Here is a 22,807-nt window from a genome sequence, read left to right as displayed (position 1 = left end):
TATAAACACACGAAAGTGCCCTGAATCTTGTCTTCCAAAAGCCGTTATATAACGGCTTTTGATGTTGTGAGAGTCTGAAGGTCAATGACGCGGTCACAGACTTTTTCTAGCTGTGTTCTATCGTGACTGATAAAGAGCACCGTGCAATTTTCTTCTCTGCATTGATCGACAAGTAAGTGAGTAATTGCCTTACTTGTAATGGGGTCGAGCCTAGATGTTGGCTCATCAGCTATAAGTAGCTTGGGCCTTAGTAGCAGCGCGCGCAGCAATGCAATGCGTTGAAGCTCACCTCCACTTACCTCAGAGGCGCTGCGCTCAAACAATCGCTGGTTAAGGCCTAGTTGAGATGAAAGTAAATCGGCACGCTTTTTAGACACCTTGTGAAGCTTTATTACGTCATCAATCAATGATTTAAGCGTAGTGTGATCGGCAAATGAACTGGGGGGATCTTGATATAGCTTTAGGGTTTGATAACGGTGTAAAAGCGTATGAAACGCAATATTGCCTTGATAGGGTAGAAGCCCAAGTAGAGCATCACCTAGAGACGTTTTTCCACTGCCGCTATCACCACAAAGCCCGACAATTTCGCCTTCCCCTAAAGAAAAACTAAGGTCAGTAAATAGTGTATGGTTACCTCTCATAATTGTGAGGTCATTCACCGATACCAGCGGTGCAAACCTATGCGTTTTTTTTGTGGTAGCCGTCCAGTGATGCGGAGCCGACGCAATAAGGGTTTTGGTATAGTTTGAAGACGGGGAGGACAGTATCTTGCGGGTATCACCTGTTTCAACCAGTTTCCCGTTTTTAAGCACCATACATTTACCACCCAGTGCCTCTGCCACTGAAACATCGTGCGTAATGGTAAGCAGCGTACCGTCGTTAGCTTTTTGCTTTAGTTGCTCAATAATGTGATGTTTGCGTCCGGCATCTAGCCCTTTTGTGGGTTCGTCGGCTAGAAATAAAGGTGCATTAGTCACTGATGCACAGGCAAAAGCAACACGCTGTGCCATTCCACCAGAAAGTTGAGAAGGGACTTTATCGCTGTCGTCTTTAAGAGCTAGTCTGTCTAGCTGTGTCTTTGCACTCTTTTGTGCTTCGCGAGCACCGTTACCCAATGTAAACCGAAAAACTTCGGCGACTTGCTGGCGAATTTTCATCATTGGGCTTAGAGAATGCCATGGCTCTTGCGGCAGCATAACAATGTCTCGCCCCCACAATTGTTCACATTCTCGTCGGTTCGCACGAAGCATATCTACACCGTTTACCAGAACATTTCCCGTAACCCTCAGTGCAGGTGGTAAGTCGCCCATAATTGCTTGCGCTAGCAGACTTTTACCTGCCCCGGTTTCACCCAATATAGTCAGTGTCTCGCCTTGTTCAAGGTTGAGGGATAGATCCTCTACAATAATGGTGTCTTGCGCGTAAATTGATAAGTGTTCAATAGCAATGTACTGGCTCACAGTTTGCGCTCCAATGCTTCACTCTTTGATAGTCTACTGCTGCTGTCAAAAATGAACTTATTTAAACGAGGTGTTTTGTCACTCTTCGCAGAAAGTAAGTGAAAGCCCAGTACGAGAGCGAATAGGGTGAAAATAGGTTGTGCGAGCAGCCAAGGTGCTTCGTGATAGTATGGAAAAAGCTCAACTATCATCAGCCCGAGCTCAGGGCTGGGTGGTTTTAAACCAACATAAACGAAGCCCACCGATGCCATGGCGATAATTGAGGAGGAGGCACCAAAAGCAGCAAGTGATAACACGTCTTGTCGAATGGCGGGCCATATATGCTTACTAAATAAATAGCGTTTTGGAAAACCCATTAGCGCAGAGTTTTCCAGTGCAGGGCCTGTCACTACTGGTAGAGTGATAGCACGTACCAGCCTGAAGTACTCGACGGCCAGTACTAAGGAAATGGCTAAATACAGCATAATGAAAGAGCCGGGTACTAGAGCCGCGAAAAGAAGAATAAGTACCAGTCCGGGGAGCGCTAATATTGTATTGGCAATGAAATTCAAGGTCGTATCTACCCAACCTCTACACCACGCTGCAATTACGCCCGTTAGCACGCCAATGATTGATGAACTTAGTACACACAGTGCAGCGAGAGAGAGTGATATGCGCAGACCCTCTGAGATTCTGGCTAACATGTCGCGTCCGAACTGATCTGTACCTAACCAATGTTGCGCACTTGGGGCTTCGAGTACTTGCTTTAAATTTTGTTGATTACCGTTTGTTCCCAATAGAACAGGCTCGCCCAACGCAAGTAATAAGAGCAGCATCAAAAGTGAAAAGCCAATCACTTTTTCAACAGGTAAGGCGGGTGTCTTCATTGGCTATGTCCTCGATTTTCCCTCACCCTTGGGTCGAGTGCATACTGACTTAAATCGACTAGTGTGTTGACCAATACGAATAACATGCCCATCAGCAACGCTGTGCCTTGTAACATAGTGATGTCGCGGGCAAAGACAGCATGGGAAAGTCCGTGTCCTATGCCGGGCCAAGCAAAAAGGCTTTCAATCATAATTACGCCTTCAATTAACCCGATAAGTTGTATGCCCATGAAGGTTAGAGCAGGTATTACAATGTTAGGTAGCGCATGGCACCTGAACGCTTCTAGAGCGCTTAACCCTTTTATCTTGGCGAAATGGAAGTAACCCGATTGAACCGCATTAACAGTACTATTGCGAATTACGCGGTTTGATATAGCCGCCAGGCTTAACCCTAAGGTCATTACAGGTAATATGGTATAGACAAAGCCTGAAGAGCCCGCAACCGGAAGCCAGTTGAGCTCTAGAGCAAAAATAAAGATGAGAATTAGCCCCAAGCAAAAGACTGGTTGAGAGCGCACGAACGTGGAAAACACTAATACTGCTTTATCAAAAAGAGAAGCACGGCTTTTAGGAGTATTTTCACTTTTTCGAGCGCTTCTGATGCCGCTATAAATTCCCAGAGGAAACGCAATTAATGCGGATACCAGAATAGCGAGTCCAGCGAGAACAAGGGTGTAAGAAAGCTGATTTTGTAGCTCAACAACAATGGGGGCCCCCGTGACCAAGCTATTACCTAAATCCAGTGAGGCTAAATCAGTCATCCAGCTTACGTACTGTTCGAAAGCGCTTCTGTGCAGACCAAGTTCCTCTGCTACGGCGTTAGCGGCACTTGTACTTACCGCATCGTCACCGTAGCGGCCAGCCGCTATTTTGTAAGCCATATCTCCAGGTAGTGAACGGGTTATAATAAATGTGAGTGTGCCTACACTCCACGCCATCAGTACAGCTTGAAGCAGCCGTTGAAGTAGGATTTTTCTCATTATTATGGGGCTATTCTCATTTGAGATACGCGAAAAGAACGCTCGTAAGGGTCGAAGCTGAAGTTTCTTAGTCGGCTAGAAGTCGCCGTTTGCTGCACATAGTACATAACGGGGATAAGAGGAACGTCTTGCTGAACTTCTTGCATAATTGATGATATCAACGATTTGTAAGCGTGTTCATCCGTAGTGTGACTCAATGTCTTTAAATCGCTAAACACTTTTTCATTTTGCCAGTTCATTGGCCCCCAATCGCCGCCTTCTTTTGAAGAAAAGTCAGCCAGCATTATACCGAGAGGGTCTGGGATGTTAGCAAAGTTACGCGCCATAAGTGCAGTTTGTAATGTACCATCAGCATGCCCTGAAGGAATGGCACTTACATTTTCCATATGAACAGAGAGCTTCACTCCAATGCTAGCCCACTGATCTTGAATTGCCGTGGCAATGGTAATGAGTTCTGGCCGATTGGCATAGGTAATCATATCAAGCGTTAAAGGTGAGCCATTTTTGTAGCGCACTCCATTCTCACCTACTAACCATCCCGCGTCGGTTAGCAGCTGTGCCGCTTTTTTCCTATTTAATAATAAGTCGCCATTTTCAACGCTATTTTTAATTGTTGGATTATTGTCAGCGTCACCCATTGAAATAGTATTGGTAGCATTATCTGTGGCAGTAGAACGAATATGCCAGTCTCGAATATTTGGGCCAAATAGCTGATCAGCAGAGATATTCGATATACGCATTACGCCAGATACAATGCCTTTTCTGTCAATCGCTAAACTCAGTGCTTGCCTTACTTTTACATCTGAGAGGATAGGATGGCCGCTATTTAACTTAACTAAAGTGGTGCGAGGGATCCTGTCGCTAAATACGTTTACGTTAGAGTCCGTGCGCAACATGCTGACCGCCGCAGGGTCGAGGTTGTACACAATATCTGCTTGCCCCGTTCGTACCATAAGCGCCCGCGTTTCAGAGCGGTGACCCGTTACGTACTCAACGTTTTCAATAACAGCGGGCTCGCCCCAATAATTGTCAAAGCGCGTGGTTGTAATATTGTGGGGTGGTTCAAAGTGCGTAATCTGATAGGGGCCTGTACCTATTAAGGTTTTAATTCGATTGAACTTGCCGAAGGTAGCAGGTGCCACGATCGCAGTTGCATAATTACTTAACAGGGAAGGGAAAGGACGGTAACTTTGGTTCAAGGTGAACTTGATAGAATATCCTGATACCACCTCCATGTTGGCGATCATATCTTTTGAAAATGGCGTTGGTTTACCAAACGCGACCGAAAGGCTTTTGTAGACGGCGTCGGCGGTCATTAATGTGCCGTCATGAAAATACACATCAGGACGTAAATTAAATGTCCAAACAGTAAAGTCCTCATCATTTGACCATGAGCTAGCAAGCCCTGGGATAAGCTGACCTTGGTTATCCACGTCTATGAGAGTTTCCAGAATTTGCATTCGTGTAAACATGTAGCCGGTACTTGCCGGATCGTTATTGACTGGTTCAAAAGGACCACTGATCAGAATTTTGTTTGTAGGTTGTGAAGGTGTGCAGGCACTAAGTAGAACGCTGGCAACGACGAGTAAAATTGTTAGATGTCTAATCCGCATATTATTTTTATGTATTCCCTTCGAGCCTTTAAGCTTTTTCGTGTCTATTTGAATCCTGTGAATCAGTATCAGTATTCTTAGGCTGACGCCCTGAATAGTAAAACAAAGATCCAGATTGGATAATATACGATTTGTTGAATAAATGTACAGGTTGAGTCGGTAGGGCTAAACTACTTTTTGAAAAAATGCACTGGCTAATGACCATCAAGATATTAAGTAATGTTAAGTCGGTGCACAATATTTTCAACTTTTGTAATGGGCAGTTGGTCGTATGTTACATTGTAACTTTAAGCATTTATTAGTAATGCTATAGAGTGATAGTACTACAAATTAAAAAAGGGTTTTGAGCCCTATCAAACACACTGGATAACAATAATGAAAAAGCTTCTTAATGTGAAGCGGCCTTGTCAGGCCGCTTTTTTTGCTTAGTTTTTACCTGCGATTATTTTATCCATGGTAATGGGAAAGTCTCGTACTCTCACTTTGCATGCATCATAAATTGCGTTAGCGATGGCGGCGCCTGCTCCAGTAATGCCTAGTTCACCAATACCTTTTGCACCCACTGGCGATGCGGCATAATCTGCCTCTTGTAAGAAATCCAGGCTAACTTCGGCAATGTCCCGATTGACTGCCACATGATATTCACCAAAATCTGGATTTACAAAGCTTGCCGTGTCTCTATGGTGATGGATCCCTTCAGTAAGTGCGTAGCCAGCGCCCCATACCATTCCCCCTTTTATTTGAGATGCAGCTGTTTTCATATTCAAGATTTGCCCCGCGCTGAACATACCGTATTGGCGAAGTAGCCTAACTTCACCCGTGTATTCATCTACCTCTACTTCCGCGAAATGAGCGCCACATGAATACTGCTCATCATCGCTGGTGTCATCCTCGGATACTTTACCGGTTGCTGTTATGGGGAAGTCGCTGTCGGACATAAAGTTGGCGAGTAATACCGGACTACTTACTTCATCATCACCTTGTGCAATCGAGACTAACTTTATTTGCCCATCTAAAATTTGTACTTCAGCTTGGCTAAGGGCTGGGGGAAGTGAGCTTTTAATATTCGCAATAAGCGCTTCACAGGCTTTTTTAACCGCAGAACCAGAGCTTGCTGCGCCAAATGAGCCACCTGAACCACATGAAGCAGGGTAGCGGCTATCACCGAGTTTTACTGTGACATTGTCTACCGACGTATTTAAAGTATCGGCGGCAATTTGTGTGAGAATTGTGTAGGTGCCTGTACCAATATCTGTCATATCAGTGCGAACCGTTACCTCACCGGTAGCACTCAATTCCACTTCAGCTGAACTTTCCACCAGCACATTCATACGCATAGCACTCGCTACGCCATGGCCGATTTGTTTACCCGGTGTGGGCTGTGTTTTATGCTGCCACTTGAAGTTTTGCGCGCCTTGACGAAGGCACTCACCTAAGTTGTGGGTGGTAAACCGCGCACCTTTCATAGGGTGAACTACCGGCAGGTTTTTTATGCGAAACGTAAGCGGGTCGATACCGGCTTCGTGGGCAAGTTCATCAATGGCCGATTCAAAAGCAAGGGAACCAATGGCATCTCCGGGAGAACGGGTAGAGTCAATAAGCGGCAGGTCTACGTCTTTGACCCTATGCGTACTTTCAATGAACTGAGATTTATAGGTAACCCGTGCGCCAGCCCCTGTTGCTTCGGCAAACTCATAGCCCTTGGCTTTTGGCATAGCGCTTTTGTGTTGTACGCTTAACAGTGCATGATCATCACCAGAAGCAAGGCTAATTTTCTGTATGCTGTGCCCTCGATGAGGGGTGTTATAAAAGACCTGACGCCTGCTTAACACCACTTTGACAGCCCGCTCTAAATACCTGGCCCCTATACAAGCGAGCGTTGCATCGTAATGAAGACCTAGCTTAGAGCCAAACCCGCCACCTACAAAGGGGCTCTGCACTACGATGTCTGCTTCATCCATTTCAAGCGTAATCGCAAGCGCCTCAACAGCCGTCGCTATAATCTGAACGCTACAATAGACCTCAAGCTTTCCATCTTTAAAGTCGGCAACCGTGGCGTGAGGCTCCATAGCAGCAGAGATTTGGCTGGGTGTAGTATAAGTTTCGTTAATGCTTGCTTGGATATCACTTTGCTGCGGTTTATCACCGCTAGATGCATCTGCCTCAAACCCACCATCTAGCGACGCTGGTTTTTGCGTTGCATCATCGAATTCTGTCAGCAAATCTGGTATTTCACCGTCTATGGTGAAGGTTACTAGACTTGCGGCATAGCGTGCTTGCTCCAACGTATCAGCAATAACTAGAGCGACCGGCGCACCGAAATGACGAATGTGAGGTTCATTAAGTACGGCGCGACTTTGAGTAAACCTGCTTTCATCTGCTGGCTTGCTAAAAGGCTTGAGAGTACCTGCATTTTTATACGTGATCACAGCATGTACGCCATCGGCCTGTTCCGCTTGTTCTGTATTAAGGGATGTGATTTTACCTACGGCAGTATCACTTGATACAATCCAGCCTATCAAAGGAGTGCGATCGCTCATATGCTCCGCAGCGTACCTTGCTTGACCTGACACCTTTGCTGAACCATCAACTCGATTAACTGGCGTCCCTACAGTTTTGGCATTATGCGTTGTCATATAAAGCTCCTTCATGTCCTGGGTGCTTTACCTGATGTTCTGCTAACTCTAAAAGCACTTTTGTTAACATCCTGCGCAATAGTTCTGGTTTAAAGTCATTACTGCCAAACGTTTTTGCTTCGGATAACTCAGCTTCCGCGGCTTGCAATATGACTTCTTGGGTTGGTTCCGCGCCTTCAAGAAAACTGATTGCTTTTTGCGGATACCAAGGCTTGGTGCCCACACCACCAAAGGCGAGAGAAAGGTCTTTAAAACGACCATCTTCAATTTTCAAACCAGCCGCAACAGAAACGAGTGCAAACGCATAGGAAGAACGGTCGCGTACTTTGTGATAGTACTGAGTACCGTTTGCTTTTTTCTTTATGCTGACATGGGTAATGAGTTCATCTTCGTCTAATTGGGTTTCTATGTGCGGCGTGTCGCCAGGTTCACGGTAGAAATCTAGTAGCGCGATTTGACGCGTGTTGCCATCAGGTTGCTGCGTATGTACCTGTGCGTTAAGCGCAATCATGGCTACGGCCATGTCGGAAGGGTGTGTGGCGATACAGCTCTCGCTAGTGCCAAATATGGCATGAATTCTATTCACGCTGTTATATGCGCTACAGCCAGTGCCTGGCTCTCGTTTATTACAGGCTTTTGTGGTGTCGCAAAAATAATAACAGCGGGTGCGTTGTAGCAAATTGCCTGCAGTGGTTGCCCTATTTCTAAGTTGAACTGTTGCACCGCTTAATAAAGCTTGTGCAAGTAAAGACAGAGAGGGCTGCGTGTGAGCAAACTTCGCTAAGTCAGAATTCGTCACCATGGCGCCAATATAATAGTAATTGTCGTCTTCGCTGATCGTGTTAGCTTTATGCCATTTCGCAAGACTTACTAATGTTTTAGGCGTTTCTACCTGTAGTTTCATTAAATCTATTAGGTTTGTACCTCCGGCCAAAAAACGTGATCTTGTGTCCAGGGGCAGGCTACTCAACGGCTTTTCGCCGTTATAATGATGAAGAGTGAATGGCTGCATTATTGTCTCTCCAAAGCAATAACATCGGTTATAGCATCCACAATGTTAGGGTAGGCGCCGCAGCGGCATAGGTTACCGCTCATGCGTTCGCTGATTTCTTCTTTCAATGAAGCTTTACTGTGACGAGTTTGACTATAAGTAACTGCGCTAGGGTCTTCATTCTTCATTTCCCTAAGTAGGGATACGCCTGAACATATTTGACCAGATGTGCAATAGCCACACTGAAACGCGTCGCGCTCGATAAAAGCTTTTTGCAGCGGATGAAGACTTTCACCTTCACCGATACCTTCAATAGTTGTGACTTCAGCGCCTTCTAACTGGAATGCAAACACTAAGCATGCATTAATACGCTTGCCGTCAGCGATAACGGTACAAGCACCACATTGACCGTGGTCACAACCTTTTTTGGTGCCAAAAAGTGATAAATGCTGGTGGAGAAAATCTAACAAAGTCGTTCGTGGATCATCGGGAATACTGACGTCTTTCCCGTTGAGATTTAATGTTGCCATGGAAGTATCCTTCTACCAATGAGCTCAATTTCGGTACGCCGATGAAATGAGCGAAACCAGATGTACAATGTCGTTACGCCAAGTACGTTAATTTGGTTTCACTATGTGTTGGTGGAAATAACGCTCCTGACAGCCCGCGATAGATGCATATGGCCAAGTAGTGTAAAATATGCGAAAGCGTGCTTTGCGCTACACTTTAATCCATACCAATTATTGGCTACTCCACTTTTCGGGCCCATTTTCATGATCCACAACGATGTTCTGCGTCGCCTTCGTTATGCATTAGCTATCAACGATACCGCCGCCATAAGTATTTTTAAATTAGTTAACTACGACATGGAAATTGATTATTTACATGCTGTGATGAAGCGGGAAGGCGAAGAGGGCTATCTACCGTGTCGCGACAAGATTATTGCGTTGTTTCTAGATGGATTGATTATTAAAAATCGTGGTCGTCAAGAAGGGCAAATGCCTCAAGAGCTGGGGCCAAAAGAGCGACTAAGTAATAACGAAGTACTGCGCAAAATCCGTATTGCAATGAGTTATAAAGATGACGATATGATAGCGGTGCTTAAACTAGCAGACTTTAGAATGAGTAAAGGTGAGCTGTCGGCGTTTTTTAGAAAGCCAGACCATCGCAACTTTAAACCCGCTGGCGATCAAGTGGTTCGCAATTTGTTGCAAGGTATGGTGAAAAAATATCGACCGGAGTCCACGCGACAAACTTCGTCTAAAAAATCAGATAGCCCAAGCACTTCTGGTACTAAGTCAGGCTCATTTAATAAAGGCGCTAGTAAACAAAAAGAAGCGGCTGGCAAAAACACCAATTCTAAAGTGTCGCCAGTGAAAAAAAGTGATGCAGGTTCGGTTTGGGGAAAGCTCCCTAAAAAATAAAAGCGCTGTAAAAATAGACGTTGAATAAAACGCATCTGAGGTAAAGCGCGTAAGAGGATAGACTAAGTGCTGTTGTGAAAAGAAAATTACCCCTCACTTCTATGCACTCGTTTTTAGGCAAAGCAAGATTGCCTTGCCTTAATTATCTATATCGCTAAGGACGACTATTATGAGCCGACATTTCGATAAGGCCGAAGGCCTGTATGAAGAGAAAGATGCCGCGACACAAGGTTTTGTGTTCAACCAAACTATGCTGCGCATTGCCGACCCCAAGCGTTCGCTAGATTTCTATACGCGAGTTATGGGAATGACGCTAATTAAGCGTCTAGATTTTGAAGAAATGAAGTTCAGCCTTTATTTTTTGGCGGCAGGTGATGATTTCTCTGATATTTCTGACGATGTAGACGAACGTACTCAGCAAACTTTTGGTCGCCCGGCCATGTTGGAGCTAACCCACAATTGGGGCGATACACCAGAAACGGTTGATTATCATAACGGAAATACAGAGCCAAAAGGTTTTGGGCATATTGGTTTTCATGTGCCTGATGCTGAAGCTGCATGTGCACGATTTGCATCACTAGACGTTCCTTTTCAGAAAGGGCTTAATGATGGTTCTATGAAAGGGATCGCATTTATCAAAGACCCAGACGGCTATTGGATCGAAATTTTCAACGCGTCTAACGTATCCGCAACTTGCGCGCCCCATTTGAAGAAGTAGGCGAGGCACGCACTACGGTACCATTTGCTAGCTGGGTTTTAAGTAGCAAGTAGTATCAGAAGTCACTGTTTACAAAAAAGGGTAGCTTAACTGAATAAGCTACCCTTTTTTGTTTAGTGACCTTATGGAACCCTAAATTATAGGGTTTTATTTTCAAGCCAACCCGTTCATTACTTCGCTTCTAACGTTAATTCCACACCGCTAAATTCGGTATGTAAGTCGTGCTGAGTATTAAGCAAGAATAAGCGATTCGCTTCTACCTCAGCTTCATTTGCCAAATAACCTTTCACCGCTTTACTGCGCGCGTCAGCCAGAAGGATTAAGTCACTTTCAGGGATATCAATGTTGTTACGTAGTTTGTTGTATCGGGCAATGCTTAATGCTCGGTTTACACTTTCTTCGTTAATGACTTCCTTATTGTTATCAGCACTCTTTTGGATCTGTTCATTGTCTGAATTTGCGAGTTCAGGGTAAAGCTGCGCCACCATGTTGTCATATTCTTGATTAAGGTCAGGTGTAAACACCTCAACATAGTAGGATAAAAGCGCATCGGCTAACGGGCCTTCCAGTGGGATATTACTGCCACTTATTGAGTCGCGCTGTACGCTGCCAGGGGTGTTGGAACTTTCATTTTCACCGCCAGCAAGAGAATTTACGTTAGTACTAGCATTGCCGGAAGTAGCAGATGCATCAGCATAGCCGCTTCTTGTTAAAAGTGTAGTGTTTAACTGACGTTGGGCTAGGGCACTTGCATCAGACATGGCGTTGACTGTACCTTCGATATTAACCCTAAGCCCTGGACGTTTTTTAAGTGCTTTGGCAAGGGTATTCAGTTTTTCTTGAGCGTCCGCATTTAGCGAATGCTCTCCAAACCCAAACTCAACGTTGTCGAGTTCGTCGTCACTGCCAACCAGGTTCGCAAGTAGCGAAAACGGTGCAGTAACAGCTTTGGTTATAATATTGCCAATAGCATTGAGGATAATGGAGCCGAAACTGAAGTCCGGACTATCGATATCGCCAGACACATCCAAACCCAAATCGATAACGCCGTTTCTGTCTTCTAATAACGCAATAGCAAGGCCAAGCGGTAGGCTTAATGCCTGATCAGAGTTCGACTTCTTGCCCAACGTTAATTGGTCAATAACAACATGATTTTTACCTTCCAGTGCCTTACCGTTTAGTTTGTATTGCACAGCCAATGACAGCAAGCCTTTGTCAATGTAGTAGCCCATGTAGGTGCCTGAGTAGGGGTTAACTGAAGTCAGTTCGGCGCCTTTGACTGAAAAATCTAAATCAAGGTCTATATCATCTTTTAATGGGTGAATAGTGCCTGCTAGTTTGACCGGAGCATAGTTGTCTATCTTTCCGGTGATATCAACATTGGCAGGGGAAGTTGAGCGAGAGTCAATTCCCAATACTTTGCCATTTAAACTCTCTATAGCAGACGCAAATTTGGGCGTTAATGAATGGTCAGCAAAATACGCTTTGCCGTTTTCTATTGATATGGTGTTGACTGCGATGGCCAATTCGTTGGCTTGTGAAGGCTCAGCTGTAGTGCCCGCAGGCACGTTTGCGTTTGATGCTTTCGACGCGGTTGCGCTGCCAGTTTCGCTGGCACTTTCACTGTTAGCGGACTTGTCTGATGAAGCGACAATCAGCTTACTCACATTGGTCTGTTTCGCTTCATCAATAATAAGTCGTGCAAATGGCGCTTGAAGGTGAATATTGTCTACGCTTAGCTGGTTCGACGCGTGATCAAACTCAATGTTGTCTACATTTAAAGACTGCCATTGTAGTAGGGGAGAGCTGGCGTCATCCAGTACGCTTAAATTATTAATGCTAGTACTAGCCTTAACGTTTAGTGAGTCTATATCGTCTTTATCAGCGGCGTTGTTAAATGCCCCATCAAACTCAACGTTTAAATTAAATAGCCCATCTTCAAGGGTCACATTTGCGAGGGGGGAAACGTACTGCTGGAACTGACTTAGCACCAGTTGCTCAATCGCTGCTTTACCCTTTATGGTCTGTTCGGCAATAACTACTTGGCCGCTGCTGCTTAGCGCACCGTTAGGTGCATCGCTAAACGTTTGTGGATTGGCAGAGACATGCAAACTTGTGGTGTAGGATATGGGTTTAGAGAAGTCAGTGGTAACTTCGCCGCTTTTAATACTAATATTGCTGAGGCGGTAATAGGTGCCATCACTTACGCTGCGCTCTATTAGGTCGATGGTACCCTTACTAAATTCAAATTGTTGTAGCTCGACATACCACGCGGTCTCTTGTGCTAGTTCATTTGTGCTGTCGGTTGCTACGTTGGAAACATCCTCATCTTCTGTTTCACTATTTCCTTCTTGCGCTGTGCTAATACCTATTTGCGCTGCGCTATTACTTGTATGTGCTGCGCTGGGGTTAGCGTTAGCTGATGTAGCATCTGCCGCTGAGCTTTTTGGGGTAAACAGGCGCTGTAAGTCAAGCCCTGACTCATTAAATAGGGCCGACACTCGAACGTTGTCGATGGCAACGCCAGCAATGCTTACTCGCTGTTCTAAACCGTTTACGTTTACATCGTGTATGGCAAACGCGGGTATGGCAATGATCTCTTGCGAACTCTTGGCGGTGCCTGTTGTGGCTGGCGAAGAATCAGCGTTAAACGCAAGGTTGTTAACAGCAAATTCGCCACGCTCTAAAATAAACTGAAAAGTTGTGTCTTGTTCAAAAACTTCAGCATGCAGGCTTAAGTTAACCTTGCCGTTTACTAAATCTGCTTCTATCAAATCTTTCGAAAGTGACCAAAGCGGCGTAAGCGCTACATCGTTTATCGTGATGTCTGTCGTAACTTTTAACGGAGATAGCTGAAACTCGCCATCAATGGCGATGTTACCTTTCTCTGCGGTGAGCAAGTTAAATTGATATTGGTTGAACGCTAACTTACCTTTTGATTGATCACTCTCACTTTTATCGCTTTTAGGGTTAGCGTTTTTGTTGCCAACACTGGTTGAACTGATCAAAGCGTGAGTATCCAAATCTTGCAAGTCAACGCTCAATTCTGGGTAATCAAGTAGGGTGTTGGTCACCTTGTCTTCAATAACCACTCGCCCTTCGTTAAGTGCAAAATCACGTAACGTAATTCGGGGAATTTGCCCTTCGCTAGTGTCATTAGGCTCTTCAGGTGCTTTTGTACTGCGTTTCTCTACGTGGGTAAGAATGTCAGAGAAGTTAAAGGTTTGTTCGTCATCATTTTCGTTTAAACGAGCAACAGAAATAAAAGGCTTGCTTATGGTCAGCGATTCAATGGCAGGAGTGAAGGTGAAAAGTGATTGCCAGAATCCAACGTCCAGCGAAACATTGCCTACGCTAAAAAAATGATTTTCTTGGTTCAGGATTACGACGTTATCTTCGCTTTCATTTGAAGAGTGCATATTTGGATAGATAACAAAATTAGTCACTTCTATTTTTAGCAAGAAAGGGTTGATTGCAATATCTTCAACAGCAGCATCTCTTCCAGTGTTTTCTTTCACTATGTTGGGTAACTTTGCCTTTAATACCGCAGGCGTAACTACGCCGATAAGAAGCGCGTAAGTAAGGTAGATGAGAACAAGATAAGTGGATAGTCGAAACCATTTGGGCTTCGTAGAAAACCGAGACATTGCATTTTGCATAGGCGATTAGGCTGTGTATTTGAGTGTAAAAAGATAAACAGGAGTTGCTATTTCACCAAGCTAAAAGCCCCTGCAAAAAAGTTAAAGCGTATTAATTTGGATTGTAGAAGAGAATTAATACGCCTTAGACAGGTTACAGAGCGGTTAGCAAATTATCTAGGCCAGATTTAAACAACGCCTGTGTTTCTTCATCTGCATTTACATTTAAATACGAGCTGATTTGAGTGACAAAGCTGGCAATCATATCGGTTGAAAGGCCTAGCGCTTCAAATTGTTGCTTTAAGTCGTTTACCGATTTAAGTGTAGAGCTGTACTCAGAGGCCTTATTGAGTAAGCCTGATAGTGAAGAGCTTGAGCTTGCTGCTGAGTTACCACTAAGAGAGGGAACATCTTCAAGCAGGCTATCAATACCTGGAATGCTGCTTGCCAACTGGGCGTAATCAGCGCCTGAAAGGTTGCCTTGTACATAGTTCATAATTGACGCTATGCCACCTTCTGATTGGTTTTCAGACACGTTAAGGTTACCTGCAACTGAACTCACTAAGCTAGCCAAGTCGATATTAGATGCTGCGCTGGTTGCCATTTCAGTTAGGCTACTGGAAGTGACTGTCGATTCCGCTTTCTTACCGCCTAACAGACCTTTAAGCTGATCAATATTGGCATTAGCACAAGTAGTAAAAAAAGTAAGGGCAAGCACTGTAGGTGCTAAAACGATACGATTCATTATAGATTTCCTTTTTGTACACCAGCAGCGAAAGCCCATCTGGAGTAACATGATTGAAAATAACCGTAGCAATTGCGCTATCGACTATTTAAACCTTCCATAAATTAGAAGTTTTCAGGTGTGTGAATACTCACATTCTAACGTAGTGAGGTCGTAAATTCTCTATAGAAATTGTAAAGGCACTTTACATTTTATAAGAGACTTGGGTGATCGAGTGGTAGTGTGCAGCAGGCAGGAACTAAGTCAATTAGACAAAACACTAAAAGGAGCGATACGCTCCTTTTAGTATTCTGACAATTTTGGGGCTTACTTGCTCTGTTTGGGTGGAACGATTATACGCTCTACATCAGGGGAAGCGTTCTTTTCAACACTCGCCGTATCAAGAGAGGCACCAAGCTGATAGTCTAGCTGCACCAGAAGGCCGGTCTGCCTCACGCCTTTGCCACCTTGAATACGAGGCTTGTATTCCCATTGTTTCAGGGCAACTTTTGCGCTTTTATCAAACACGCCAGCAGGCACTGATGTTACTACTTTTACATTATCTGTAGCGCCCGTTTCAGTAATATCGAAAGAGAGTACAACGAAACCTTCTACATTTTGCTGCGCTGCTTTTTCTGGATAGCTTGGTGGAACGCGTTTAACCGGCGATGCCTGGTTAATCTTAGCTTCAGATTTTGTCTCTGCTACTGGCGCATTGGCTAAAGCCGTGTTGATGGTGAGCATGGCGGCAATTGAAAGTACGCCTGCAGCCAGTGCCTTATTGTTACGCATAGGTTGCTTTATCGCGTTTAAACGTTTGATCATAGTCCTTTTTTCTCCAAAGGTTGGGTAAAGCCCGCGAGTAAAGTGCAGGGCGTCTGAACCATGCTCGGCACACTGCACGAGTGCTTTTGCATAGATAAGTTTTTCGTTGTCTGTCTTGTCTTTCAGTACTGCGTGATCACAAGCCAATTCTTGATTAATTCTGAAGGATTTTAGCGCAAGCCAAACCAGTGGGTTGAACCAAAATACAATAGCGATAACCAGCGCTAACGCGTTCCACAGGTGATCGTAATGTTTGCGATGCACGTTCTCGTGCTCTAATACCAGTGCTTGTTGTTGAATCGAAAATGCACTTTTAAATGAGAAGGGAATAAGCACCTTTGGCAAGATAAAACCAAATAGCATAGGTGTGGTAGCTTTGCTGGAATAGTAGGCATTGGTGTGGATAGCGTGGCGCTTTCCTATCGATGCCCATATTTTAAGATGATGCGCTAAGACATAGGCTGTAATTGCGCTTACGCCAATTGCCCATACAGTAAACCAGGTTTCGAACTCAACGGTGTCTAATGTGGGCTTAACGCCAACCACATAGCGAGCAAAGCTATTTGATGGAATGTTAACCAGCGACATTGGAAGGTTGTTGACTATGAGGCAAGCTGGTATCAGCGCCCATAGCTTATAGGTAAGCGAAGCCCCAATTTTATTAGTGAAAAAGTGTTCGCACACCATGAGTAAAACAAGCGCTAGCGACAAAATACCCTGCTGAGCAATAATCCAATCAATCATTGTTTTCTTCCCATTTCTTGATAAGGGCTTTGAGCTCGTCCACATCTTGTTTAGATAACGAGTTTTGATTTGCAAAACCGGCGACCATAGGGGCGATCTTGCCTTTAAACAGTCGGCTAACAAAACTCGTGGTTTCTTTCTTTGTATAGTCTTCTTTAGCAATCAGCGGATAATAAAGATACTGGCGCTGCTGCTTTTCAAACCCTAACACTTCTTTTTTTACTAAGCGGCCTAACAAGGTTTTGACGGTTTTTTCGTGCCAGTCTTTTTTGTCATTAAGTCGCGCAATAACCTCGTTCGACGTGGCAGGATGGTCGTCCCACAGTACGTCCAGCACTTCAAATTCAGCGTTTGAAATTTCGGGTTTGTCTGACATTTTACTCATAATTACGACGTCTGTTATTTTGATTACATTTGTAGTCCATATTTTTAGATTACACTTGTAATTATAAAGCGCAAGCTTTTTCTGCATATTTTTCAAACTGAGAGATAGTGTGAGATGGAGTACTACGCTTGGCGCTTCTTTGAAAGCGTTACGTTGGACGTATCAGTATAAAACGGTGAAATTAAGCTCGTTAGCTTCTAAGAACTCGCCGAGTATTCGTGCTTGTTGATTTCCACGTGGCACCATTACATAGCACGGCGGCTTTGGGGTTACTTCTTGTAAGTCGTACCACAGCGTATCCAGCACGTCGCTGCCGTGTCTCAAAAAGGTTTCACCCCAAGACGTCGTATAAAGGATGGATACATTCTCTACCGTGGCTTTTTGGCGTAGGGTGGGGAAGTTCACAATGGCAAAACATGCGGTTATGCGTTCTGGCGCCAGCAAGTCATTACGCGGTAGTGACGACACTTTGACTGGAGGAAAATACTTGCACAAATGCTTAAGCAAATCGTTCAAGTCTAGTTCGCTCACTTCACCGTAATTGTAATCGAGATAAACCTTACTGTTTGTATCTATTATTTTGCTCGACACAAGCCAGACCATCAGTGCAATGGCGCTAGCCGCTTGAGTAACTTTTTGTGAATCGTCGATAATGCCCGATTTACTCAGTAAATCACCAGCATAAGCTGACCATACTTCATTACCATTTTTGAGCTGACGCATAGCAATGGTGATCTTTTCACAGTAAAGGCTTTCATCAAAAGCGCGTCGCAAAAACTCAATTTTATCCGGCTTTTTAGCGTAATAGGTACTTAATCGGCGACCTAGAACGGTCATGTCTTTTTGATCCATCACCTGTTGATGATGACTAATCTCTTTGGAGATGCGGCGGTAACACTTTAATAAAAAGCGGTGAATTCGACGGCTCAGCTGCACACGTTCATTGAATGTCCAATCTTGTTGGTTATCCAAGTGGGCAAGTAGTTTGCGGCTCCACCCCCACTGTTTTGCATACGAGGCCATAATTTTGCGTTTGAAATTCGCTTGCTCACCTTCTACAAGCGGGTGGCTCAATGTACACCCACATTTCAAATATAAACACTGCTGCAATACAGCAATATCTTCCGCCTGACCATTGGCTTTGTAGTGAGCGATGAGTTCGTCAAACATGAGTGCGTAAGGGTCGATATCTGCAACATGCCCTGGAGCTTCAGCACCGCGGTGTACATGCTTTTTCAAAAGGTTGCACAGTGGTTGTCCGTGAGAGATATTGGCAAGGTATACTTCAAGCTTTGCCATTTTTAATACGGACTTGAATGGCGAGTCCATGGCTTTGCCTAATTGCCAAATGGCGGCGCCAAAAAGTTCGCTTGCGTCTAGTCGCTCTAAGTGACCCAAGTCCATGAACCAGTCTACGTCTGGTGAGCCGCCTTTTTCCAAACTATTATAAATAGCCTGATACTGCTTCTCTGATGTTTTCTCTGGAGTAAGCCACCAAAACGGCGCTTTGCCTGCTACCACTATATTGGTGTTGTAAAACTCAGCTTTTAGAAACAGGGCTTGCGCAGAGCCCGCGCTTTCACCTTCAGCGACGCCAAAATCGTTTTGCTTAACTTTATCTATCTCAGATAAAAAGAAATGCACCTCAATACCAAAGGTGTTATCCGCCCATTTTTCAATGGCTGTAAGCTTTTGTTGAAGTAAAGCCAGCTCAGTAGTCGAAAAACGTTTACCGTCAATACACACCCAAAAATCAAAGTCTGAGTCGTCAGTCTGAGCGATAGTCCCCACGCTGCCCATTAAAACCAGTGCATCAACCGCCCGCTGTCTTGGCCAAATTTGCTTAATGTCTGAAAACAAGTGACTCTGTGCAGGAAAACAGCGCTGCAAAGCTTGTTCTACATCAGGTCTAAACGAGTAATTGTTGATACCAAATGGAACGGTTTCACCCGAAGTGAGTGGGGCCACATATCCAGGAAGGGCTTCGTGGTTAACATGCACAAGAAAGGGTAGCACATGAAAAAGCGGCCTGTGCTTTTCAGGCATGAGCGTGAGTGCACGCTCAATACGTGCTTTGTTGTATCGCAATACGCGCAATAACCTAATGGTAAGGTTTTGCTGAACGGAAAGCGGCTGTTGCGCTGCCATTATGTCAATCTGCACTTCATCATGCAGCCAAGCATAGCGTTATTTCGCGTCGACTTCCTCTAATTTCGCACAGAAAAAGTGATTCTTAATTTGTGATATTCGGTACTTATCTGCTCTCGTGTGAGAGGAAGGTAATGAATAGAGACTTATTCACTTTGTAAGATTGCTCCTACTGCTTCTCAAATGCATCAATTAGCGCATCAGTTTTACCATCGGAAGAAAAGCCAAATCCATTTTTATTGAATATCAGCGTATTGTCAGACGTCACTGACGTGCGGGCTTCTTTTAAAAATGACTGGATAGTCGCTTCGTCAGTGCCTTTCTCTTGTAGTGTTGATGCAAATGACGTGGCATCTCCCCATTCGTTGAACTGAGACAGACGAGATGTTTGTTGAATAAGTGACGTAAGGTTGGAGTCCTTTTCTAGGTACTGTTGTAGGCGCAACGTGGTTTTATTAAACTCTTGCTCGCCCTGACTGCTTTCAATCACCAGCTCACCTTTACTCACTGTTAGCTTTGTATCGTCTGAAATACCAAGTTTTGCCGCTAAATCACTTAATTCCGAGGCAAGCTTTTGCCGATTAAAATCGAGGTAGTTTGCAATTGTGTTGCCGTTGAGTGAGGCCTCGCCGCTTTCTATTTTTTCAAGATATGTGTCAATTTGATTGCCCTGTAGTTCACCATTAAACGCACTGAACGCATCACCGAGAGCATTAGCCTGCTTGGATTTTTCTACAACATCTTGAAGTGCGCTTTGGGCATTTGCTGTGTCGCCCAAGTAATTGAATAGTGAAGGTGAAGATGACAAGTGGCTGTATGTGGTATCCATTTCTGACTCTGTGTAGCTCACTTCATAGCGTGGGGCATAAAAGTGGGGGACCTAATATAGGCATTCATATGCAAAATAAAGTGCAAAATCAGCGCCAAGTTCATCGTTATGAAGAGTTTTTATGGAGTAAGGGCTCTTGCGAGCCCTTAGCGAAGAAGTCGGTTCTTATTGGTGCCCCAGGTGTGAGCTATCTGTTAGACGGATATTGCTCAAGGAGCTTGATGACGAGTTCATCAAGTTTATTTTGAATGCTGATACTGTCTTTCGACTCCAGCTCTACCGCTCCCGACGCGCTGTAAACAAATGTACCGTCTTTAACCATGTCAATTTGAAGCCCTTGTTGAAGCGTGGTTTGCTCTCCAACCGGAATGCTAAAAATGCTGCCCAATGAAATGCCGCCAGAGCGACCGTAACTTCCGGTGCCCAGCCCTAGATTCAAGGTGGTGCCATCCTCTTTAGTGGTGGTGGAAGGTAGGTATCCCACCGCGATATCGGCGTCCTCCTCTGAAGATGGGGTGAGACCTTTCTCAATGAGGCGCTGGGTAATGGCTGAGGAAAGGTGATTGGCCAGCGTTGCGTTGATTGGGTTTAGAGGAGGCTGAATATAGAACGTTTTAATATCGGCAAAGTTTTGTGTTTCATCCATATTTACCTGAGGCTTACTGCTACTGCATGCGGCAACCACGACCATGCATGCTGTTAAAAGTAGCACTTGTTTCAAATACTTTGCCTTTTGCATTAAACCAGTTTCACGTTTTTTCATCATACTGCTGTGCATAATTTTCAGTAAAGTTTGTTAGCTCTTAACTTAAACGAAAGCATAGCGTGTTTTGGATCTCATAAGTGGTAAAGCAAGTTTCACCGCTTGATTTTCGTCAGCCTGCATAGATAAGCCGCTAAAAGGTGTTCCACATTCACAATAAGACCGTATGCTTTATTCCATTCAGTTTTGTTAATGCGCACCGCTTTGTGGTGTGTGCTGACAAGCGAAGCCACTAATTAAAGGTAAAAGGACATGAATACAAAGCGTATAAAACAAGGGGTACTTGCCACGAGTGTCGCCGCACTTTTTTCTGTAAATGCAATCGCGCAACATTCACCAGACGCGAATGTTGAATTAGTGGGTGACATAAAGGGCACGCAAATTACTGGTGTTACGGTAAGTAATGATGGTCGTGTATTTGTGAATGCGCCCAACTGGCGTGACGGCGTTCGCTTTTCCGTAGCTCAGGTTACCGACACCGGAGAATTTGTCGCTTACCCTAATAGCCAAACAAATGAATGTGTGGCACAAAGCGAAGTAAGAAAAGACTGCTTTTTAGCGGTGCAGTCAGTGGTTGCGCACAAGGATAAGCTGTATGTGTTGGACACCCGAAACCCTAAGTTTAAAGGTGTAGTGGATGCACCTCGCTTATTTGTTGTTGATTTAGCCTCAAGCGAGATAGAAGGAACCTTGATACTTAGCGAAGACGCTTACCATCCTGATTCGTACATTAATGACTTGCGAGTAGACGAAAAAACGAATCGCATTTATATGACCGACTCGGCTCACGCGGGTTTAGTGGTATATAACCTTGATGACAATACCAGCTATCGTATTTTAGATAACCATAAAACCACTAAAGCTGAAGTCGATGCGTTAAGTATTCAGGGCAAACCCTTTACTATGCCTGTTCAGTCTGACGGGATCGCGCTAGATACGTTAAACGACACACTATATTTTCACGCGTTGTCTGGTTATTCGCTGTATGCCATCAACACATCTGACATCGAGAAATCGTCAAATGACGTGTTGGCAGAAAAAGTGCGAAAAGTAGCGACGACAGGCGCACCAGATGGCATGATTTTTCATCAAGGTAATGTTTATTTGGCCGACTTGGAAAAGCAAGAAGTACAGTACCTTACGCCAAGCCTAGACCTTCGCACCCTTGTGAAGGGTGATGTGGTGAATTGGGCTGACACCTTTAGTATCTACAACAATGCGCTTTACTATACCAATAGCAAAATACAAGATGCGGGTAGAGATGTTAGCGACATGATATTTGAAGTGTATAAGACAGCGCTACCTGCGCGTTAAAGTTCGAGGAATTAGCAATGAGCATCACAAAAGGGATTGGCAGCGCGTCACTGGGGTTTGCAGCAGCACTCTTAGTAGCCGGGCAAGCTTCAGCTAAATCAGATTTTGATTATGGCCCTGTGTTTGACACTTTCGGCAAGCATGCTCATGTTGAGGGCGTAAGTTTTCCTGAAAATCAGACATTCAAGGTTGCGTTTGACGTAGCCAAAGCGGCAAGCCCTGGTGAGGTAAACCGCAAGTTTGAGTCGCTGGCACGGTTTATCAATATGCACGTAGCCAACGGCGTTAAGCAGGAAAATCTTTCGCTTGCGCTTGTCGTTCACGCCTCTGCCACAGAAGAAGTGCTTAAAACTGCAAACTTCAAAGAGCGTAAGGGCTTACCTAATGGAAACGAAACGCTACTTGTAGCGTTGATGGAGAAAGGTGTAGACGTAATAGTGTGTGGGCAGTCTGCCGCTGCCCATGGCGTTGAAAAAAATGCGTTGATAGACGGAGTGAAAATGGATTTGTCAGCCATGACAGCCCACGCGCGCCTGGCACAAAAAGGGTATTCGGTTAACCCTTTTTAAGTTGTGAGTTAATTCCTCTTGCGCACAGGAGCTTAACTATAGCTCCTGTACATTGGTTAGGTAGGGCCTGTTGACCTTTGCTGTACATTTTTGCAGCGGTCTGTGTGCCATCTAGACAAGGCGAATGTTTGACGGTTTAGTGGTTCTAAATCGAGAACATTCAACGCAGTATAGATGGCA

Annotated in this window: 18 protein-coding genes; 4 read left to right on the top strand and 14 right to left on the bottom strand. The window is 44.6% G+C overall.

Features of this window, described 5'->3' with window-relative positions; translation table 11 throughout:
- Positions 1 to 44: 44 nt before the first annotated feature.
- From MHN09_RS21585 to MHN09_RS13885, 7 genes are all read right to left on the bottom strand, one after another.
- Complete coding sequence (locus MHN09_RS21585; RefSeq protein WP_239241127.1) at positions 45 to 1,460, bottom strand: ATP-binding cassette domain-containing protein; 1,416 nt, start codon at positions 1,458 to 1,460, stop codon at positions 45 to 47.
- Complete coding sequence (locus tag MHN09_RS13910) at positions 1,457 to 2,326, bottom strand: ABC transporter permease (protein ID WP_239241126.1); 870 nt, start codon at positions 2,324 to 2,326, stop codon at positions 1,457 to 1,459. Before MHN09_RS13910 ends, MHN09_RS21585 begins: the two co-directional genes overlap by 4 nt.
- Positions 2,323 to 3,306 carry an ABC transporter permease gene (locus tag MHN09_RS13905; RefSeq protein ID WP_239241125.1) on the bottom strand — a complete coding sequence of 328 codons (984 nt, stop codon included), beginning with the start codon at positions 3,304 to 3,306 and terminating at the stop codon, positions 2,323 to 2,325. Before MHN09_RS13905 ends, MHN09_RS13910 begins: the two co-directional genes overlap by 4 nt.
- Positions 3,307 to 3,308: 2 nt before the next feature.
- On the bottom strand, positions 3,309 to 4,919 hold the full coding sequence (locus MHN09_RS13900; protein ID WP_239241124.1) for an ABC transporter substrate-binding protein: 1,611 nt from the start codon (positions 4,917 to 4,919) through the stop codon (positions 3,309 to 3,311).
- A gap of 425 nt (positions 4,920 to 5,344) precedes the next feature.
- On the bottom strand, positions 5,345 to 7,555 hold the full coding sequence (locus tag MHN09_RS13895; protein ID WP_239241123.1) for a xanthine dehydrogenase family protein molybdopterin-binding subunit: 2,211 nt from the start codon (positions 7,553 to 7,555) through the stop codon (positions 5,345 to 5,347).
- Positions 7,542 to 8,567, bottom strand: a complete 1,026-nt coding sequence (locus MHN09_RS13890) for a xanthine dehydrogenase family protein subunit M (protein WP_239241122.1) — start codon at positions 8,565 to 8,567, stop codon at positions 7,542 to 7,544. The genes MHN09_RS13895 and MHN09_RS13890 overlap by 14 nt, the downstream gene beginning before the upstream one ends.
- Entirely contained in the window at positions 8,567 to 9,076 is a 510-nt protein-coding gene (locus MHN09_RS13885) for a 2Fe-2S iron-sulfur cluster-binding protein (RefSeq protein WP_239241121.1), read from the bottom strand. The genes MHN09_RS13890 and MHN09_RS13885 overlap by 1 nt, the downstream gene beginning before the upstream one ends.
- Before the next feature lie 243 nt (positions 9,077 to 9,319).
- Between MHN09_RS13885 and MHN09_RS13880 the strand changes: the two genes are divergently transcribed.
- Complete coding sequence (locus MHN09_RS13880) at positions 9,320 to 9,970, top strand: DUF1456 family protein (RefSeq protein ID WP_061096414.1); 651 nt, start codon at positions 9,320 to 9,322, stop codon at positions 9,968 to 9,970.
- Positions 9,971 to 10,139: 169 nt separating this feature from the next.
- Entirely contained in the window at positions 10,140 to 10,688 is a 549-nt protein-coding gene (gloA, locus tag MHN09_RS13875; RefSeq protein ID WP_014950300.1) for a lactoylglutathione lyase, read from the top strand.
- A 170-nt stretch (positions 10,689 to 10,858) separates the two neighbouring features.
- On the opposite strand, the gene MHN09_RS13870 is transcribed toward gloA, so the two are convergent.
- From MHN09_RS13870 to MHN09_RS13840, 7 genes are all read right to left on the bottom strand, one after another.
- On the bottom strand, positions 10,859 to 14,335 hold the full coding sequence (locus tag MHN09_RS13870; protein WP_239241120.1) for a DUF748 domain-containing protein: 3,477 nt from the start codon (positions 14,333 to 14,335) through the stop codon (positions 10,859 to 10,861).
- A gap of 145 nt (positions 14,336 to 14,480) precedes the next feature.
- Entirely contained in the window at positions 14,481 to 15,071 is a 591-nt protein-coding gene (locus MHN09_RS13865; RefSeq protein WP_014950298.1) for a DUF2780 domain-containing protein, read from the bottom strand.
- Positions 15,072 to 15,377: 306 nt separating this feature from the next.
- Positions 15,378 to 16,619, bottom strand: coding sequence for a M56 family metallopeptidase (locus MHN09_RS13860; RefSeq protein WP_239241119.1), 1,242 nt, complete (start codon positions 16,617 to 16,619; stop codon positions 15,378 to 15,380).
- Entirely contained in the window at positions 16,612 to 17,004 is a 393-nt protein-coding gene (locus tag MHN09_RS13855; protein WP_014950296.1) for a BlaI/MecI/CopY family transcriptional regulator, read from the bottom strand. Before MHN09_RS13855 ends, MHN09_RS13860 begins: the two co-directional genes overlap by 8 nt.
- A gap of 162 nt (positions 17,005 to 17,166) precedes the next feature.
- The gene (locus MHN09_RS13850) at positions 17,167 to 19,152 is read right to left on the bottom strand and encodes a class I adenylate cyclase (protein WP_239241117.1); all 1,986 of its coding nucleotides are present in this window, start codon (positions 19,150 to 19,152) and stop codon (positions 17,167 to 17,169) included.
- Positions 19,153 to 19,321: 169 nt separating this feature from the next.
- Positions 19,322 to 19,981 carry a hypothetical protein gene (locus tag MHN09_RS13845; protein WP_049587874.1) on the bottom strand — a complete coding sequence of 220 codons (660 nt, stop codon included), beginning with the start codon at positions 19,979 to 19,981 and terminating at the stop codon, positions 19,322 to 19,324.
- Between the two features lie 187 nt (positions 19,982 to 20,168).
- Complete coding sequence (locus tag MHN09_RS13840; protein WP_014977133.1) at positions 20,169 to 20,747, bottom strand: DUF4136 domain-containing protein; 579 nt, start codon at positions 20,745 to 20,747, stop codon at positions 20,169 to 20,171.
- A gap of 249 nt (positions 20,748 to 20,996) precedes the next feature.
- Here MHN09_RS13840 and MHN09_RS13835 point away from each other — a divergent pair, with 249 nt between their 5' ends.
- Both MHN09_RS13835 and MHN09_RS13830 read left to right on the top strand, forming a co-directional pair.
- Complete coding sequence (locus MHN09_RS13835) at positions 20,997 to 22,058, top strand: L-dopachrome tautomerase-related protein (RefSeq protein WP_049587873.1); 1,062 nt, start codon at positions 20,997 to 20,999, stop codon at positions 22,056 to 22,058.
- A 17-nt stretch (positions 22,059 to 22,075) separates the two neighbouring features.
- Positions 22,076 to 22,627 (top strand): DsrE family protein, encoded by a 552-nt coding sequence (locus MHN09_RS13830; protein WP_049587872.1) that lies wholly within the window; start codon positions 22,076 to 22,078, stop codon positions 22,625 to 22,627.
- Positions 22,628 to 22,807: the final 180 nt, after the last annotated feature.

The organism is Alteromonas sp. MmMcT2-5 (assembly GCF_022348315.1).
GTDB classification, from domain to species: Bacteria; Pseudomonadota; Gammaproteobacteria; order Enterobacterales; family Alteromonadaceae; genus Alteromonas; species Alteromonas macleodii.
This window is presented reverse-complemented; position numbering and strand designations above follow the sequence as displayed.